Origin of the sequence: Capnocytophaga gingivalis (genome assembly GCF_002302415.1) — a bacterium.
GTDB classification, from domain to species: Bacteria; Bacteroidota; Bacteroidia; order Flavobacteriales; family Flavobacteriaceae; genus Capnocytophaga; species Capnocytophaga gingivalis.
This window is the reverse complement of record NZ_CP022386.1, coordinates 1212630-1229397: the sequence shown is the minus strand read 5'-3', so window position 1 is coordinate 1229397 and position 16768 is coordinate 1212630. Positions and strand designations below refer to the sequence as shown.

At 43.3% G+C, this 16768-nt stretch carries 13 protein-coding genes; all 13 read left to right on the top strand.

Annotated features, from left to right (window positions below; all coding sequences use genetic code 11):
• The first annotated feature begins 118 nt into the window (after window positions 1-118).
• The 13 genes from CGC50_RS05665 to CGC50_RS05600 all read left to right on the top strand — a co-directional run bounded on the left by CGC50_RS05665 (window position 119) and on the right by CGC50_RS05600 (window position 16539).
• Window positions 119-1363: a hemolysin family protein gene (locus tag CGC50_RS05665; RefSeq protein ID WP_095910043.1), complete on the top strand. Its 1245-nt coding sequence runs from the start codon at window positions 119-121 to the stop codon at window positions 1361-1363.
• Window positions 1364-2004: 641 nt separating this feature from the next.
• Window positions 2005-3105, top strand: coding sequence for a hypothetical protein (locus CGC50_RS14050; protein WP_232781199.1), 1101 nt, complete (start codon window positions 2005-2007; stop codon window positions 3103-3105).
• A 177-nt stretch (window positions 3106-3282) separates the two neighbouring features.
• The gene (locus CGC50_RS05650; RefSeq protein WP_095910041.1) at window positions 3283-3477 is read left to right on the top strand and encodes a hypothetical protein; all 195 of its coding nucleotides are present in this window, start codon (window positions 3283-3285) and stop codon (window positions 3475-3477) included.
• Between the two features lie 257 nt (window positions 3478-3734).
• Window positions 3735-5858, top strand: a complete 2124-nt coding sequence (locus CGC50_RS05645) for a peptidylprolyl isomerase (RefSeq protein WP_095910040.1) — start codon at window positions 3735-3737, stop codon at window positions 5856-5858.
• Between the two features lie 203 nt (window positions 5859-6061).
• Window positions 6062-6526, top strand: a complete 465-nt coding sequence (locus tag CGC50_RS05640; protein WP_002667373.1) for a division/cell wall cluster transcriptional repressor MraZ — start codon at window positions 6062-6064, stop codon at window positions 6524-6526.
• Window positions 6513-7442, top strand: a complete 930-nt coding sequence (gene rsmH / locus CGC50_RS05635) for a 16S rRNA (cytosine(1402)-N(4))-methyltransferase RsmH (RefSeq protein WP_095910039.1) — start codon at window positions 6513-6515, stop codon at window positions 7440-7442. Before CGC50_RS05640 ends, rsmH begins: the two co-directional genes overlap by 14 nt.
• A 131-nt stretch (window positions 7443-7573) precedes the next feature.
• Window positions 7574-7903, top strand: a complete 330-nt coding sequence (locus CGC50_RS05630; RefSeq protein WP_095910038.1) for an FtsL-like putative cell division protein — start codon at window positions 7574-7576, stop codon at window positions 7901-7903.
• Complete coding sequence (locus CGC50_RS05625; protein ID WP_095910037.1) at window positions 7896-9899, top strand: penicillin-binding protein; 2004 nt, start codon at window positions 7896-7898, stop codon at window positions 9897-9899. Before CGC50_RS05630 ends, CGC50_RS05625 begins: the two co-directional genes overlap by 8 nt.
• A 6-nt stretch (window positions 9900-9905) precedes the next feature.
• Window positions 9906-11360: a UDP-N-acetylmuramoyl-L-alanyl-D-glutamate--2,6-diaminopimelate ligase gene (locus CGC50_RS05620; protein WP_095910036.1), complete on the top strand. Its 1455-nt coding sequence runs from the start codon at window positions 9906-9908 to the stop codon at window positions 11358-11360.
• A 128-nt stretch (window positions 11361-11488) separates the two neighbouring features.
• A complete protein-coding gene (locus CGC50_RS05615) occupies window positions 11489-11893 on the top strand; it encodes a four helix bundle protein (RefSeq protein ID WP_095910035.1) in 405 nt (134 codons plus the stop codon).
• Between the two features lie 736 nt (window positions 11894-12629).
• Window positions 12630-13862 (top strand): phospho-N-acetylmuramoyl-pentapeptide-transferase, encoded by a 1233-nt coding sequence (gene mraY / locus CGC50_RS05610; protein WP_095910034.1) that lies wholly within the window; start codon window positions 12630-12632, stop codon window positions 13860-13862.
• A gap of 124 nt (window positions 13863-13986) precedes the next feature.
• Window positions 13987-15321 carry a UDP-N-acetylmuramoyl-L-alanine--D-glutamate ligase gene (gene murD / locus CGC50_RS05605; protein WP_095910033.1) on the top strand — a complete coding sequence of 445 codons (1335 nt, stop codon included), beginning with the start codon at window positions 13987-13989 and terminating at the stop codon, window positions 15319-15321.
• A 12-nt stretch (window positions 15322-15333) separates the two neighbouring features.
• The gene (locus CGC50_RS05600; protein WP_095910032.1) at window positions 15334-16539 is read left to right on the top strand and encodes an FtsW/RodA/SpoVE family cell cycle protein; all 1206 of its coding nucleotides are present in this window, start codon (window positions 15334-15336) and stop codon (window positions 16537-16539) included.
• The last annotated feature ends 229 nt before the right edge of the window (window positions 16540-16768 follow it).

Genomic DNA, 16768 nt, shown 5'->3' with positions numbered 1-16768 from the left:
GTAGGGGCGATTTGCAAATCGCCCTATGTTGGTGTGTGACAGAGGTCAGTGAACAGTGAGCAGAGGTCAGTGAATAGAAGATTAAAAATTGAACATTAAAAATTAATCATTAAATAAGTTGTTAACATCGATTATTATCATACTTGTATTGCTTTTCTTCTCTGCGTATTTCTCAGGGATGGAGATAGCGTATGTTTCCTCGAACAAGGTACAACTGGAGATAGAGAAGAAACAAGGAGGGGTTATCGGGAGTATTTTAGAGAAACTCACCCGCAAGCCGTCCAAGTTTATCGCAACCATGTTGGTAGGGAACAATGTCACCTTGGTAATCTATGGAATAGAGATGGGCAAGTTGATCCTAAGCTACCTCCCAGAATATTTCCATGGGATACTCTGGCAGACGATTATTTCGACCTTAGTGATTGTCATCACAGGAGAGTTCCTGCCGAAGGTTTTCTTTCAGATATATTCCAATACGCTACTTAGAGCCCTCTCGCCGGTGACCTATGTGCTTTATTTGATATTTTCCCCGATCACAGCTTTTGTTATTTGGTTGTCGGACAATATCCTACACGTATTTTTCAACACCCAAGGCGATGTGACTCGTTTGACCTTTTCCAAGGAAGAATTGGAAAACTACATTTCTGAGCAGATAGAGAACATGTCCGAGGATAAGACGATGGATAGTGAGGTACAGATATTCCAAAATGCTTTAGGCTTTTCCCAAGTAAAGGCACGGGATATCATGAAGCCCCGCACGGAGATCATCGCCATCAGTATACAGGAGAGTGTGGCCTGTCTTAGAGACCTTTTTGTACGTTCGAATTATTCAAAAATCCTTGTGTATCAGGAGAATATAGATGATATCATCGGTTATGTACATGCCTTTGACCTCTTCAAGAAGCCTAAGACCATACGAGAGTTTTTGCGTCCGATTACCTTTGTTCCCGAGACGATATACATCTCCAAGCTCTTGGATACGCTGATTAAGAAGCACCAGAGTATGGCGATTGTCTTTGACGAATACGGGGGTACTTCGGGCTTGGTGACCCTTGAGGACATCGTGGAGGAACTCTTTGGGGAGATAGAGGACGAGCACGACCAAATACATACCAAGGAACTCCCCATCTCGGACAAGGAGTATGTGTTCTCAGCACGCTTGGAAGTGGAGTACCTCAATGAGAAATACAAGCTCGCCCTCCCCGAGAGCGAGAACTACGACACCTTAGGAGGCTTGGTGACGGACGTACATGAGTCCATTCCTGAACGTAATGAAGAGATAGAAATAGATCGTTTCCGCTTCTTGGTAGAAGAAGTCTCTGATAATAGGATTATTACCGTGAGAGTCTTTATTAATGATTAATGATTTAAGTTTCGCAGGTCATTTTTAGGTTATAATTAGATTTGTAATTAATTAATAATCAATATATTGAAAAATAAACCTCCCCCTTGCCCCCTCCGAGAGGGGGAATAAATTCGTTGAAAAAGATAAAAATTGTCTATCAATCTGGAAAATGTCCTCTCTCTAACTTCTTGAGAATCATAAACTATCTCATTCCCCCTTTGGAGGGGGTAGGGGGAGGTTTTTGAATATCAATAAGTTACAGAACTGGCGAAACTTAAATTAATGATCAATGACTTAAGGGAGTTGAAAGAGGGAGCGGTAAGCGGAGGCTTTATGTAGGATTTGGTGTGCAAAGATCTCTTGCACACCAAATCTTATTTTTAAGGGGGAAAGGATACTACTTCAAGAATTTTTTATACCTTTGTTCCAAGTTGGTAGTAGTTGTGTTTAACGGATTGAAAGGCAATCACATGTTTTCCTTTTTTATTTTTTGAAATCAAAATGAACAAGGGATAGTCTATATCTTAGATAGTAATCATACGTTGCCTATTTTTGAAAGAGAGGAATAACATCTAAGCTATTATTTTTCAGAGAAATGCCTATTTTAGTACCCTAAAAGTCCTTATACCTTTAGCAAAATGCAATAAAAACACAATAAAATGTTTAAACTAGATTCTAAAATAGATAATGTAAGAGATTATGTTATCTATAAAGGTAAACCTTATTACATCAATACATCACACGAACTTCAATGTGGCGAAAAAAAGCAAATGCTTTACAAAACGCCACTAAGTCCGCTTGCTACTTTTAATGGTAAATTCTATTGTAGTGAGTGGGAGAATAATTATAAAATCTTCAACGAAAATTTAGAATTAATAGAAGAAGGAAAAGACAAAGCTTTTTTGTATTTATCTAAAGAGTTTTTAGAAACTTATTTTTTAGATGAACAGCAAAAAATATTCATTACAGCTCTTTTGGATAGAGAAGGGAATCTTATGGTATTGGGAAATATTGACAAATTTTCTATAAGTTTTTTCCAAATGGGTATATATGTATATACATACAAAAAGGATAAAATATACGATGATGTAATGTCTATCAGAGCCTTTTCTATTCAAAAGAAAGAACATCTGTGGGAGTTTTCTCTTGCTTCATTTGGGAAGTGGAAAAATTCGTGGGATGAAGAAAGATATTTTAAAGTATATAAACTTATAGGTATATACAACAATATTCTTTGGGCTTTTATAGAGATAGGAGGCTTTATAGGTTTAGATATTGAAACAGGAGAATTAAAATATCGTATCCCTGAATATCACCAAGCTATAGGAAAAACAAGTACGAGTTCTTATGATGATAGCAAAGGCTTTTTTAGAAGTGATTATCTCTTAAATAGTGAAAAAGGAAAAATTTTAGGCTTAGCAGTAGATGTTTTTATTGAAATAGATTTAAATCAAGCCCCTCCTTTTGTTACTCAATATGGCTTACAAGAAGAGTTTGAAAAGTACAACATCAAAAAAGCAAATGATACTGCAGGAAGTTATGTTGTTCAAGATAATTTATTGTATTTTTATCTTGCTGAAAAACTAAAATTCGGTATTTTAGACATCAATACCAAGGAAATTATCTATATTTCAGAGCCTATTGCAGTAGTGGAAAGAGATGATAGTTTTACTCGCCTTAGAGATTTAAAAGTCTCAGAAAATAAGGTGTATATCTTAGATAGTAATCATACGTTACATATTTTTGAAAGAGAGGAATAGAATATTTTGCTTTATCTTGTCCTGAAATAAGCTTATAGAGATAAGTCTTACAAGCAAAGAAAGTAGTTTGTTATTTCTTTGAAAATCTGTGGACAAACTAGTTTTAGGACGAGCAAAAAGGCTAATAAAACAGCTCTAAAAAGCATCAGAATTTGAAAAAAGACATTTCTCCTTGGAATGAAAAATAGGCAAGATTTCAAATATCCTTATATACGAAAAATCATTTATGCTATAGGAGCGCAACCACAGCCTGAGAGTCTTTTAGCATTAGAAAAATTGGCATCTGAGACTAATGATATAAAAATAAAGGAATTGGCTTTACATCAGCTGGAAAAAAGAAAAGAATACAGTTTCCTCAAAGAAGGCTTTTAGAGGCTCGGTTGTCTTGCTATAGTTGTATATTTCATAAAATCAAATACTTACATGTATCTCTCTCTGTTAGAACAAGGTGTGAATAAATAAAGGAAATAAAACTTTCAAAATTGGTAAAAATTTTGTAATTTCGCACCCGATTTTTTGGGTTGTCAGTTTGTCAGTGAACAGTTGTCAGTGAACAGTTGTCAGTGAACAGTTGTCGGTGAGCAGGATGAGAACTCAAAATTCAAAACTCAAAACTCAAAACTAAAAAAATGGCCGTTTTAGAAAAAATCAGAAAACGTACTGTATTCCTAATCCTTGTAATTGGATTAGCGCTTTTTGCCTTTGTTATCTCCGGTATTTTTAGCCGTAACACCACCCCTGACCAATTGGTGATAGGGAGTGTAAATGGGGATGATATCTCCTATCGAGAGTTCTCTACTCAAGTGGAGAACACCACCCGCAACATGGGGGGAAGCATAGGACAAGGCTATATCGTCAATGCTCTATGGCAACAGGCGGTACAAGGGAAAATCATAGACCAACAGTTCGAAAAGCTGGGAATCTCAGTGGGCAAAGAACAGATCTTTGCCATGATCAAGCGTGTGCCTCAGTATGCACAAGACCCTCAGTTTCAGGATGAAAAAGGGCAATTCTCCATAGCTAAGTTTGCCCAAGTGATCGCTCAGATTAAGAAGGTCAACCCCGCCCAGTACCAACAATGGCAAGCAGAAGAGAAATCCTACGTGGATGGTGCCAAGCGTGAGCTATACCTTAGCCTAATTCGTGCTGGATTGGGTGTGACTCTCAAGGACGGAGAGGATGCCTACCACCGTCAAGCGGACAAAGTAACCTTCAACTATGTAACCTTGCCCTACACAAGTATTCCTGATAGTGAGGTCAAGGTAAGTGATGCTGAGATAGATGCGTATGTAAAAGCTCACAAAAAACAGTTCGAGCAGAAAGAAATGCGCAATATTCAGTTCGTATGGGTTACTGAGACTGCCTCTGAAGCGGATATCAAGCAGGTAGAGCAGAGCCTACAAGCCCTTAACGCTCCCAGAGTGGTATATAATAGCCAAAAACAAGCCAACGATACCCTTCCTGGCTTCGGCGCCTTGGCTACTAAGGATGTGCCACAGTTCGTAAATGAAAATTCTGATGTGCCTTTCGATAGCCTCTACGTAAGTAAGGACAGGCTTCCTGCCGATCATGCTGAGGCACTCTACAACCTCCCTGTAGGAGACCTCTATGGTCCTTACAAAGAAGGGAACACCTATCGCTATACCCGTATGCTCTCCAAAAAGCCTAATGCCCAGATGAGAGCAAGCCATATTCTTATCGCTTATAAGGGTTCTCTCCCAGGTAATGAGACCATCACTCGTACCAAAGAAGAAGCCAAAGCAAAAGCGGAAGATATCTTGGCAAAAGTAAAAGCAGGAGAGGACTATGCAGCCTTGGCAATGGTTAATTCCGATGACTCGTCCAACGCTCCTAATGGAGGAGACCTTGACTTCTTCTCACCAGGGATGATGGTGCCTGCCTTCAACGACTATGTATTCCATGGAAAAGTAGGCGATATAGGGCTTGTAGAAACGAATTTCGGATTCCATATCATCAAGATTACTGACCAGAGAGAAGGGGTACAATTGGCTACCATTGTACGCAATATCGAGCCTTCTAAAGCGACACAGAACGAAATCTATACCAAGCTTACCGCCTTCAACGAACAAGCGCTACAGCATCCTAAGGACTTTGCTTCCTTGGCAGCTAAAGCGGGATACAATGTATTGCCTGCTAATAACTTGGATGCTATGGCTGAAGATATCCCAGGTCTGGGTAACAACCGCGCCTTGGTCAGATGGGCTTTTGCAGATGATACCAAAGTAGGTGATATACACCGTGAAGATGTTAAGGATGGTTATATAATCGCGCAGCTTACTAAGAAGATCAGCGAGGGAGTAGCCTCAGCCTCCGATGCGCGTCCTATAGTAGCGCCTATCCTTATCAAAGAGAAGAAAGCCAAACAGCTTTCAGAGAAGCTCAAGGGAAGTACCTTGGAGCAAGTAGCGCAAGCCTCTGGACAGGCTGGAAATATACAAACAGCAGAGAATGTAACCCAAGAATATCCTGCCCTTCCCGGACAAGGAAGTGAACCAAGTGTGTTGGGCGCTGCCTTTGCCTTGCCTCAAGGAAAAGTAAGCCAACCAATCGCAGGGGACAACGGAGTATACGTTATTCAAGTGACACAGAAGGACATCGCTCCTGCATTGCCTAACTATAGTAGTTACATGGCGCCTTTGAGAAACCAGAAGCTCAACCGTGCTTCTCAAGATCTTTTCTCAGCCTTGGAAGCTACTGCTGATATTAAGGATAATAGAGCTAAATTCTACTAAGATACTCAATTCTTAATTTTTCGCACTGCGAATATTCATCATTAACTATTTTTTAATTCATCGACTTTGCCAATGCCTACAGGGATTGGCAAAGTTTTTTTATGGACAAAAGTCAAAAAAATCTTTGTTGATAAAAAAAAGTGGGAGAAAGTGGGAGAAAGTGGGAAAAAGTTTGTACCTTTGACCCGATAAAATGACTCAAAGTGATACAGACTTTTGTAACATACGAATGCAAGGCGGACTCCAAAGGGCGTGTAACGATCCCTGTGGGGCTTAAAGCCGTGTTAGAGAGTGAGTTACATAAGGGATTTATTCTAAAGCCTTCGATTTTTAAAGGGTGTATAGAGCTGTATCCGCAGGGCGAATGGCAGGAAATCATGGAGAAGATGCGCTCGAAATTGAATCTTTTTTCCAAGCAACACTTGGATTATTTGCGCAAGTACACGGCGGGGGTCAAGGAGGTAGAGGTGGACGGCTCTGGGCGTTTTCTCATTCCCAAGCCTTTGTTGGAATTTGCCAAGATCGATAAGGAAGTCGTTTTGGCTCCTGCCCTGAACTTCATAGAAGTATGGGACAGAGAGTGTTATGAGGCGGAAATAGCCAGTATCGATGAGGAGGCGTTCATGGCGCTGACAGAAAAAATTATGGGAGCAGATGCAGGAGAATAGTTATCACATACCGGTACTCCTTACCGAGTGTATCGAGGGGCTATCGATAGATCCTGCAGGTACTTACGTGGATGTAACCTTCGGTGGAGGGGGGCATTCGCGTGCCATTTTGGAGCAGCTTTCCCCCCAGGGAAGGTTGTTTGCCTTTGACCAAGATCCGCAGGCACAAGCCAATGCGATCGCCGATGACCGCTTTACCCTCATAGGGCAGAACTTCAGGCATATCAAGCGTTTTTTACGCTTCTATGGGGTGAAGGAAGTATCGGGGGTATTGGGGGATTTTGGGGTTTCCTCTCACCAGTTTGACACCGCCGAACGCGGTTTTTCCATTCGTATGGAGGGGGAACTGGATATGCGTATGAATCCTGAGCAACCGCTCTCAGCAAAGGAAGTGGTCAATGGCTATTCGCAAGAGGAGCTTAGTGAAATTTTCTTTCGCTATGGGGAGCTTTCCCAGAGTAGGAAATTGGCACAGGCCATTGTGCAACATAGAGAGGCCGCACCGATCACCACCACCGCCGCTCTGAAGGAGGTGGTACAGCGATATTTTCCTAAGAATCAGGAAAACAAACATTTAGCGCAGCTCTACCAAGCCATTCGCATAGAGGTGAATCAGGAGCTGAGCGCCTTGGAGGAGTTGCTTTTGCAACTTCCTGATATAGTGAAGCCTATGGGGCGTATAGCCCTGATCAGCTACCACTCTTTGGAAGACAGGCTCATCAAGCGCTTTATTCGCGATGGGCAGTTTTCAGGAGAGCCAGAGAAGGATTTTTATGGGAATATACAAGTGCCTTTCCGCAAGGTAGGTAAGCCTATCCTGCCCACTGCCGAGGAGTTAGCCCGCAACAACCGCGCCCGTAGTGCTAAGCTCAGAGTAGCAGAACGAGTGAAAAAAGTTTTGAATGAAGAGTTTTGAGTTTTGAGTGAAGAGAGTTTTGAGTGAAGAATGAAGAGTGAAAAGTGAAGAATGAGTAACTAACGACTAACAACTAAAAACTGAAAACTAAAAACTAACGACTAACAACTAAAAACTAAAAACCGAATACAATGCAAAGAATAAAAGAAGAATTTGTAAAACTGTTCAAGGCAGATTTTCTCATAGGGGCACATGCTATGAGGAATTGGGCAGTGATTCTTTTTGTTTTGTTTATAGGTATCATCATGATATATAGTGGTCACTTGATAGACCAAAAGATATATGCCATAGCCAAGCTGGAAGGGGAGGTAAAGGAGCTCCGCAGCGAGTTTGTGGACGTACGTTCACGCTTGCAGAAAGTAAAGCTCGAGTCCACGATACTCTCCTCACTGAAGGACACTGGACTGAAGCAGTCACCGACACCACCGAATAAAATAAAGGTATTAGTCAAAGATGAGTAAGGAAATACAAAGAGATAGGATAGTGAATTTGCGCACCATCTTGGTGGGCATAGGGCTGTTTATCTTTGCTATAGCGATTGTCTCCAAGCTTATCGGGCTGTATTTCAATGGACAGAAGTATCGCGACCTGATTGCTGAGAATACCATCAAGGAATTTGTCATAGAGCCCAATCGAGGGAATCTGTATTCGGATGATGGGAGTCTTTTGGCGACTTCGATCACGCGTTATGATATTCATTTTGATGCGATGACCCCTTCGAAGAAGAATTTTGACACGCATCTGAAGGCGCTGAGCGACTCTTTGGGGCGTTTTTTCTCTCGACCTTCGTCCTATTACCAAGAGGCGCTAAAGGGAGCACGTAAGAACAAGAATAAGTATTTCCTTATTGCGCGGGGGCTTGGATATGATGCGTGTGCACGCATTCGCCAGTTTCCTCTTTTCTCCAAGGGAGCCTACAAAGGAGGGCTCATCGTGGAGGGGCGCAGTTCGCGGGAATATCCCTTGGGGGCGATAGCCCAGCGTATCGTAGGATATGAGCGCACCGATGGACAAGGGAATACCTTCAAGGTAGGTTTGGAGGGTGCTTTCAGCAAATACCTCTCCGGAGTAGAGGGCAGGCATCTGAAACAGAAGATCGCCCAAGGGCAATGGAAGCCCATAGAGGACAGCAACGAGATAGAGCCCAAGGACGGCTATGATGTGGTTTCGACCATTAATATAAATATACAAGATATTGCGCACCACGCCCTACTCAAGCAGCTGGAGACCTATCAAGCGGATCATGGCTGTGCGGTGGTCATGGAAGTGGCCACGGGAGAAATCAAGGCTATTTCGAACTTGGGGCGCAACAAGGATGGTAGCTATGGGGAGCGCTTCAACTATGCCTTGGGAGAGACTTACGAACCCGGTTCGGTGTTCAAGACCGTTTCCCTAGTGGTCGCCTTAGAAGAAGCCAAGATCGATACTACTTATACGGTGGATACCAAGAAAGGGGTGATCTCCTTCTATGGGAGAGAGGTGTGGGATTCCAACCGCCGTGGCTATGGCACGATCAACCTCTCCAAAGCCATGCAAGTATCGTCCAATACGGCCATCGTGCAGATGGTGCATGACCTCTTCGGGAAAGACCCAAAGAAGTTTGTCGGAAGGATAAATAAAATGCACCTAAACAGGAAGTTAGGCATGCCTATTCTGGGAGAAGGGACACCCTTCGTACCGCAGCCCAATCAGCGTGGCTGGAGTGGGATTGCTCTGGAGTGGATGGCCTTCGGCTACGGGCTGGAGATGACCCCCCTACAGGTGCTCACCTTCTACAATGCTATTGCCAACAATGGGATGATGCTCAAGCCTCGCATGATACGCGAGGTGAAGCAATGGAATAAGTCGATACAAAAATTTGACGTAGAGGTGCTCAATAGCTCCATTTGTACGCCAGAGACCGCCGAGGTGGTCAAGAAAGTACTGGAGAATACCGTCAAGTACGGGACTGGAAAGAGCCTCTATTCGCCCAACTTCTCCATGGCAGGGAAGACAGGGACAGCACAGAAAGACTATAAGGATAAGTCCAAGCTAGGGTATATATCCTCTTTTGCAGGTTTTTTCCCTGCTCAAAACCCGAAATACTCTTGTATAGTGGTCATACACAACCCTGACAAGCAGATAGGGTATTATGGAGCTGATGTATCAGGGCCTGTATTCAAGAGTATAGCCCAGAAGATATACACCAACTCCTTGCTCATTGACACCATTGACGATATAGAGACGACCTCCCCACAAGTGGCCAAGAGTTACGAACAGTATAATGAGATACTCAATAAATACAAGACCATAGTGCCCAATGTATTGGGTATGGAAGCGATGGATGCCATAGCCATCATGGAGAACTTAGGCTTGAGTGTCACCATAGAGGGGACAGGCAGGCGTGTGACCGCGCAGTCCATCGCAGGAGGGGAGTATATAGGCGGACGCAAGACCATACGATTGAAATTTTTATAGGGAATTATGTTACTCAAAGAGCTATTACAAGGCGTAGAAGTACTCCAAACCATAGGAGATACCTCACAGGAAGTGGAAAATATCACCCAGAGTTCTCGAGATATTACCCCTAATACGCTATTTTTTGCTATAAAAGGCGCACATACCGATGGGCATCGTTTCATACCAGAGGTAATTGCCCAACAAGGAAAGGTGTTGGTCGTGGAAGACCTCCCCGAAGCACTTGCCGAGGGGGTAACCTATGTACAAGTGACCGATACGAGCCGCGCCATGGGACAGATAGCCGCCCACTTCTATGGGCACCCCAGTGAGCAATTGCGCCTAGTAGGGGTTACAGGTACCAATGGCAAGACAACCATAGCCAGCCTATCCTATCAGCTATTTCGACAATTGGGCTACAAGGTGGGACTGATCTCTACCATAGCCATATATATAGACCAAGAGCGCGAGGAGACACACAACACCACTCCGGATGTGCTTACCCTGAACAAGGTATTGCGCCGCATGGTGGATCAAGGGGTAACACACTGCTTCATGGAAGTGAGTTCGCACGGCATCGCGCTACATCGTATAGAAGGGCTGGTTTTTGCCGGCGGAGTGTTCACCAACCTCACGCAAGACCACCTAGATTTTCATGAGACCTTTGCGCAGTATCGCGATACGAAGAAGACGTTCTTTGACCAATTGCCAAAAACAGCCTTTGCGCTGACCAATGTAGAGGATAAGAATGGGGCGTATATGCTTCAGAACACCTCGGCACACAAGCATACCTATGCTCTTGGGCGTGCTGCCGACTTCAAGGGACAACTCTTGGAGAGCACCTTTGCAGGGATGACCCTACGAGTGGGCAGTCACGAGGTATGGACTTCGCTCATAGGCAGGTTCAATGCCTATAACCTCTTGGCCATCTATGCTACAGCGGTACTCTTGGGCGAGGAACCTCTGGAGGTACTCACCCAGATCAGCACCCTTAGGAGTGTAGCTGGGCGCTTTCAGTACTTTGTCTCCCCCAGTGGGGTGACAGTAATCGTGGACTATGCCCACACCCCTGATGCCTTGCAGAATGTGATAGAAACGATCCTTGACATAAAAGACTCCTCACAGCGGCTTATCACCGTGGTAGGCTGTGGCGGGAATCGTGACAAAGGCAAGCGACCTATCATGGCACATATAGCTACCTCGCTCAGTGAAAAGGTGATACTCACCTCCGACAACCCTCGTGAGGAAGATCCCCAGGAAATCCTCCGAGAGATGGAAGCGGGAATCACCCCAGAGAACCAGCACAAGAGTATGACAGTGACCGATAGGCGACAGGCGATAAAAGTAGCCTGCCACCTTGCCCAAAAAGGCGATATCCTCCTAATAGCAGGCAAAGGGCATGAGACCTATCAGGAAGTCAAGGGCGTAAGGACACACTTTGACGATCTGGAAGAAGCGAGGGGAGTGAAGAGTGAAGAGTGAAGAGTGAAGAGTGAAGAGGCGTGAGGATGTGATAGGGGGGTACATGTTGTTGATTATCATATTGTTATAAATAAAATTATAACCTAAAAGTAGCTTGGGAAACTTGAATTATTAAAAATACAAAGAAAATGGAAGAGAAAGAGTTGCAGGAAGATAAAAAAGGAATATTGTCTAAGAAAACATATAACTTTGCTATCAGGATTGTAAAACTTTCAAAATTTCTAAGAGAAAGTAATGAATATGTACTGAGCAAACAGTTACTTAGAAGTGGTACTGCTATAGGTGCTCTTATAAGAGAGGCTGAATATGCTCAAAGTATTTCTGATTTTGTTTCTAAACTTTCCATAGCTTTGAAAGAGGCAAATGAAACACTTTACTGGATTTCTTTGCTATATGATACAGAACATTTTGATGAGAAAATAAAAAATAGTTTTCAAAAAGATTGTGATGAGATTATTTCTATTCTTGTGACTTCTATAAAAACAGGAAAAAAAAGGATTAATCAGAAGGGAGTGAAGAGTGGTTTTGAGTGAAGAGTGGTTTTGAGTGAAGAGTGGTTTTGAGTGAAGAGTGAAGAATGAAGAGAGTGAGTGTTCACAGCTGGGTATGTGGTGAAGAGTGAAGAGAGCGAGTGTTCATAGCTGGGAATCCTAATTGGCGTAGTTTTCTGTAGAGACACAATTCATTGCGTTTTACCCTAACTTTTCATACTTCGTTTTTCACTTAATAAGGGAATTAATAGATAAAAGATAAAGTGAATAGAAGGCAGATAGAAAAAGAATGGATGCAGGATGTGCATTCTTCACTTTTCACTCTTCACTTTTCACTCTTCGTTTTTCACTTAATAAGGGAATTAATAGATAAAAGATAAAGTGAATAGAAGACAGATAGAAAAAGAATGGATGCAGGATGTGCATTCTTCACTTTTCACTCTTCGTTTTTCACTTAATAAGGGAATTAATAGATAAAAGATAAAGTGAATAGAAGGCAGATAGAAAAAGAATGGATGCAGGATGTGCATTCTTCACTTTTCACTCTTCGTTTTTCACTTAATAAGGGAATTAATAGATAAAAGATAAAGTGAATAGAAGACAGATAGAAAAAGAATGGATGCAGGATGTGCATTCTTCACTTTTCACTCTTCGTTTTTCACTTAATAAGGGAATTAATAGATAAAAGATAAAGTGAATAGAAGACAGATAGAAAAAGAATGGATGCAGGATGTGCATTCTTCACTTTTCACTCTTCGTTTTTCACTTAATTGTGGTTATGTTATATTACTTATTTGATTATTTACATAGAGCGTATAACCTGCCGGGGGCGGGGATGTTCCAGTATATTTCCTTCAGGGCGGGGATAGCTGCTATTTTAGCGCTGCTCATCGCTACCCTTAGTGGAAAGCGTATCATAGGTCTTTTGTATCGCTTGCAAGTGGGCGAGACCGTGCGAGACTTAGGGCTGGAGGGGCAGAAGGAGAAATCCGGTACACCTACCATGGGGGGGATTATTATTATTTTGGCTTTGCTCATTCCGGTGCTTTTACTGACACGCTTGGACAATATATATATCATCCTGCTGATAATCACCACCCTGTGGATGGGGCTGATTGGTTTTATCGATGACTATATCAAGGTATTTCGCAAGAACAAGGATGGACTCAAGGGGCGTTTCAAGGTCTTAGGGCAGGTATCTCTGGGGATTATCGTAGGGGCAACTCTCTACTTTCATCCGGATGTTACCGTAAAGAACGAGAATGCACAGGCTTCCCGCATGGTACAGACGCAAGCGCAGCGTCGTCCGCTCTCGGAGATGGCCGAAGTAAAATCGACTAAGACGACCATTCCCTTTATGAAAAACAACGAATTGGACTATGCCTCGCTGATCAAGTGGACAGGAGAGAACTATAAGCACTGGGTATGGTTGATATTTATCCCCATAGTGATATTTATCATCACTGCCGTATCCAATGGAGCCAACCTAACCGATGGTATCGATGGGCTGGCAGCGGGGAGTTCGGCGATTATCGTATTTACCTTGGGGATATTTGCATGGATATCCGGGAATACGATTTTCTCAGAGTACCTCAATATCATGTATATACCGCATGTGGGAGAGGTGACCATCTTCATAGCGGCGATGGTAGGAGCGCTCATCGGTTTCTTGTGGTACAACACCTATCCCGCACAGGTATTCATGGGGGATACCGGTAGCCTAACCATAGGAGGGATTATTGCGGTGCTGGCCATCATGGTGCGCAAGGAGCTGCTTATCCCGGTACTCTGTGGTATCTTCCTTATGGAGAACCTCTCGGTGATGTTGCAAGTGGCGTATTTCAAATATACGAAAAAGAAATATGGCGAAGGACGTAGGATTTTCCTCATGTCGCCCCTACACCACCACTATCAGAAGAAGGGCTATCATGAGAGTAAAATAGTAATGCGCTTTCTGATCGTGGGAATTATCTTGGCACTGATATCCTTTATTACCCTGAAAATCCGATAGACAATGATTAATGATTAATTATCAATTATCAATTATCAATGATTAATGATTAATGATCAATGATTAATGAGTAAAACCTTTAAAATCTATAATTCTATAACCTTAAATATCTATAACCCTTAGCATGAAATTAGTTATACTTGGAGGCGGAGAGAGTGGCACAGGGGCTGCTGTTCTCGGAAAACAAAAAGGCTGGGAGGTGTTTCTCTCAGACAAATCACCCCTGAAGGAGGTATACAAGAAGGAGCTGGATGCCAAGGGCATTCGCTGGGAGGAAGGCCAACATACCGAAAGCGAAATCCTCTCTGCCGATTGCATTATCAAAAGCCCTGGGATTCCTCATAAAGTGCCTATAGTGCAGCAAGCCAAGGCCAAAGGAATAGAGATTATCTCCGAGATAGAATTTGCCTCTCGCTATACGGATGCGAAGATTATCGCCATCACAGGGAGCAATGGCAAGACCACGACCACGACCTTGGTATACCACCTGCTTAAAGAGGCCGGTCTTTCGGTAGGAGTAGGGGGCAATATAGGATACAGCTTTGCCCGCTTGGTAGCTCAAGAGCCTAAGGAATATTATGTATTGGAAATCAGTAGTTTTCAGCTGGACGATATTACCTCCTTCCACCCACATATAGCCCTATTGCTCAATATCACCCCTGACCATTTGGACAGGTATAACTATGAATTTCAGAACTATATAGATGCCAAGATGCGCATCACCGAGTTCCAGCAAGCGGTCGATTATCTGATCTATGATGCAGATGATCCGGTCACCGTCCAAGAGATTAACAAAGGTCAAGTAAAAGCACAACTTTTGCCCTTCTCCTTGGAAAAAACTTTCGAGAGAGGCGCTTGGAGCCTTGATGAGAAAAATATGTATGTAAATGTTAACCAAAATATATTCGAGATGTCCACTAAAGATTTGACAATTAAAGGAAAACACAATCTAAAGAATGCCATGGGAGCCACCATGGTTGCCAAATTATTGAATGTACGCAACCAGAACATTCGCAACAGTCTGATGACCTTTCAGGGAGTACCCCACCGCTTGGAATTTGTCCGTGAGGTAGAGGGTGTCAGATATATCAATGACTCCAAGGCTACCAATGTCAATTCCGTATACTATGCCTTGGACTCCATGGAGGAAGGACTTGTGTGGATTGTTGGGGGGCAGGACAAAGGAAATGACTATACACCACTGATTCCGTATGTAAGCAAGAAAGTAAAAGCGATTGTGTGCTTAGGTCTTGATAATCAGAAGATTATACAGACTTTCCAAAGTATCGTTCCTACCATCATAGAGACTCACTCCATGGAGGATGCCGTACAGGTAGGTCGTGGACTCTCTCAAGAAGGAGACACCGTATTGCTTTCTCCCGCCTGTGCCAGCTTTGACCTTTTCCAGAGCTATGAGGACAGAGGCAACCAGTTCAAGCATTATGTAAATATGCTATAAAAAAACAATCCTATGGAACGCTTCAGACGCTATCTCAAGGGGGATATTTCCCTTTGGGGAGTCATCCTCTTCTTTGCCCTGATTTCCTTTCTGCCAGTGTATAGCTCGAGCAGCAACTTGGTGTATTTGGAAAGGACAGGTATCTCCACACGTGGATACCTGATAAGGCATGTGGGGTTGATCGCGGCGGGGCTTCTGATCATCTACCTAATCCATAGGTTTCCATATCGTTATTTTCGCCCATTGGCGCGACTGGGGTTGCTGCTTTCGTGGATATTGCTTTTCTTTGCCTTGCTCAAGGGAAGCACCATAGAGGGGGCTAATGCTAGCCGCTGGATCTACATCATGGGGATTTCCTTTCAGCCATCGGCTTTTGCTATGATTATCCTACTGATGTATGTAGCCTCGTACTTGGCCGAGGTGTATGAGACCAAGTATAGCTTCGCCGAGAGTATATTGCCCTTGTGGCTGCCTGTAGGGATTACCCTGGCGATGGTTACCCTGCCAAACCTCTCCACAGGGGCGATGATGTACGCCATGGTGCTGATGGTGCTCTATATAGGGCGCTACCCGATTAAGTACATACTGGGCAGTAGTATACTGGCAGTGTTGCTCTTTGCCTTGTTCATGTTGGTTGTAAAAGCCTTTCCGGATGCTTTTCCGCATCGTGTGGACACGTGGAAGAACCGAATAGAGACCTTTATGAGCAAGGACAAGGAAGAGAACTACCAGTCGGAGCGTGCCAAGATGGCCATTGTCTCGGGTGGATTCTGGGGGCAAGGTGCAGGAAAGAGCGTGATGAAGAACCTCTTGCCTCAGGGTTCGTCGGATTTTATCTTTGCTATAGTGGTCGAGGAATATGGACTGTTGGGGGGCTCTGCCCTGATACTGCTATTTATCATTATGCTGGTGCGCTTTGTGGTCATCTCGATGAAAGCCACCACTATTTTCGGTAAATTGTTGGTCTTAGGGGTGGGAATCCCGATTGTCTTCCAAGGGTTTGTCAATATGGGCGTTTCCGTAGGTCTTTTGCCAGTAACAGGGCAGAACTTGCCCTTCTTCACTACAGGGGGTACCTCCATCTGGATGACCTGTATGGCACTGGGAATCGTACTCTCGGTAAGCTCTCATGGAGTGAAGAGTGAAGAGAGAAAAGTGAAGAATGAAGAGGAAGAAATGAAGAACGCAGCCAGCGAGAGCCCACAGCTGGGTGTGTGATGAAGAAGTGAAGAATAAGGACGTGAAGAATTTCTTCTTTGGGTGTATTTTTGCATGCGTTGTAGGGACAAAGTTAGCGAGTTGGTGCAACTGAGTATGTGAGCAATTTGCCCATAATTTTCAATTATTACTACATAAGGGAGAAGCTGTCCGAAAAAGTATAAAATATTGTTTTTCAAGGTTTAAAATGAATATTTTAAAATTTTATTCTATTGAAAATCAGTTGTTT

What these genes read in the sequence shown, in the direction of transcription:
- CGC50_RS05650 (WP_095910041.1), top strand. Translation starts at nt 3,283, where the DNA reads ATGAAAAATAGGCAAGATTTCAAATATCCTTATATACGAAAAATCATT.
- CGC50_RS05630 (WP_095910038.1), top strand. Translation starts at nt 7,574, where the DNA reads ATGCAAAGAATAAAAGAAGAATTTGTAAAACTGTTCAAGGCAGATTTT.
- CGC50_RS05600 (WP_095910032.1), top strand. Translation starts at nt 15,334, where the DNA reads ATGGAACGCTTCAGACGCTATCTCAAGGGGGATATTTCCCTTTGGGGA.
- CGC50_RS14050 (WP_232781199.1), top strand. Translation starts at nt 2,005, where the DNA reads ATGTTTAAACTAGATTCTAAAATAGATAATGTAAGAGATTATGTTATC.
- rsmH (WP_095910039.1), top strand. Translation starts at nt 6,513, where the DNA reads ATGCAGGAGAATAGTTATCACATACCGGTACTCCTTACCGAGTGTATC.
- murD (WP_095910033.1), top strand. Translation starts at nt 13,987, where the DNA reads ATGAAATTAGTTATACTTGGAGGCGGAGAGAGTGGCACAGGGGCTGCT.
- CGC50_RS05620 (WP_095910036.1), top strand. Translation starts at nt 9,906, where the DNA reads ATGTTACTCAAAGAGCTATTACAAGGCGTAGAAGTACTCCAAACCATA.
- mraY (WP_095910034.1), top strand. Translation starts at nt 12,630, where the DNA reads ATGTTATATTACTTATTTGATTATTTACATAGAGCGTATAACCTGCCG.
- CGC50_RS05615 (WP_095910035.1), top strand. Translation starts at nt 11,489, where the DNA reads ATGGAAGAGAAAGAGTTGCAGGAAGATAAAAAAGGAATATTGTCTAAG.
- CGC50_RS05625 (WP_095910037.1), top strand. Translation starts at nt 7,896, where the DNA reads ATGAGTAAGGAAATACAAAGAGATAGGATAGTGAATTTGCGCACCATC.
- CGC50_RS05645 (WP_095910040.1), top strand. Translation starts at nt 3,735, where the DNA reads ATGGCCGTTTTAGAAAAAATCAGAAAACGTACTGTATTCCTAATCCTT.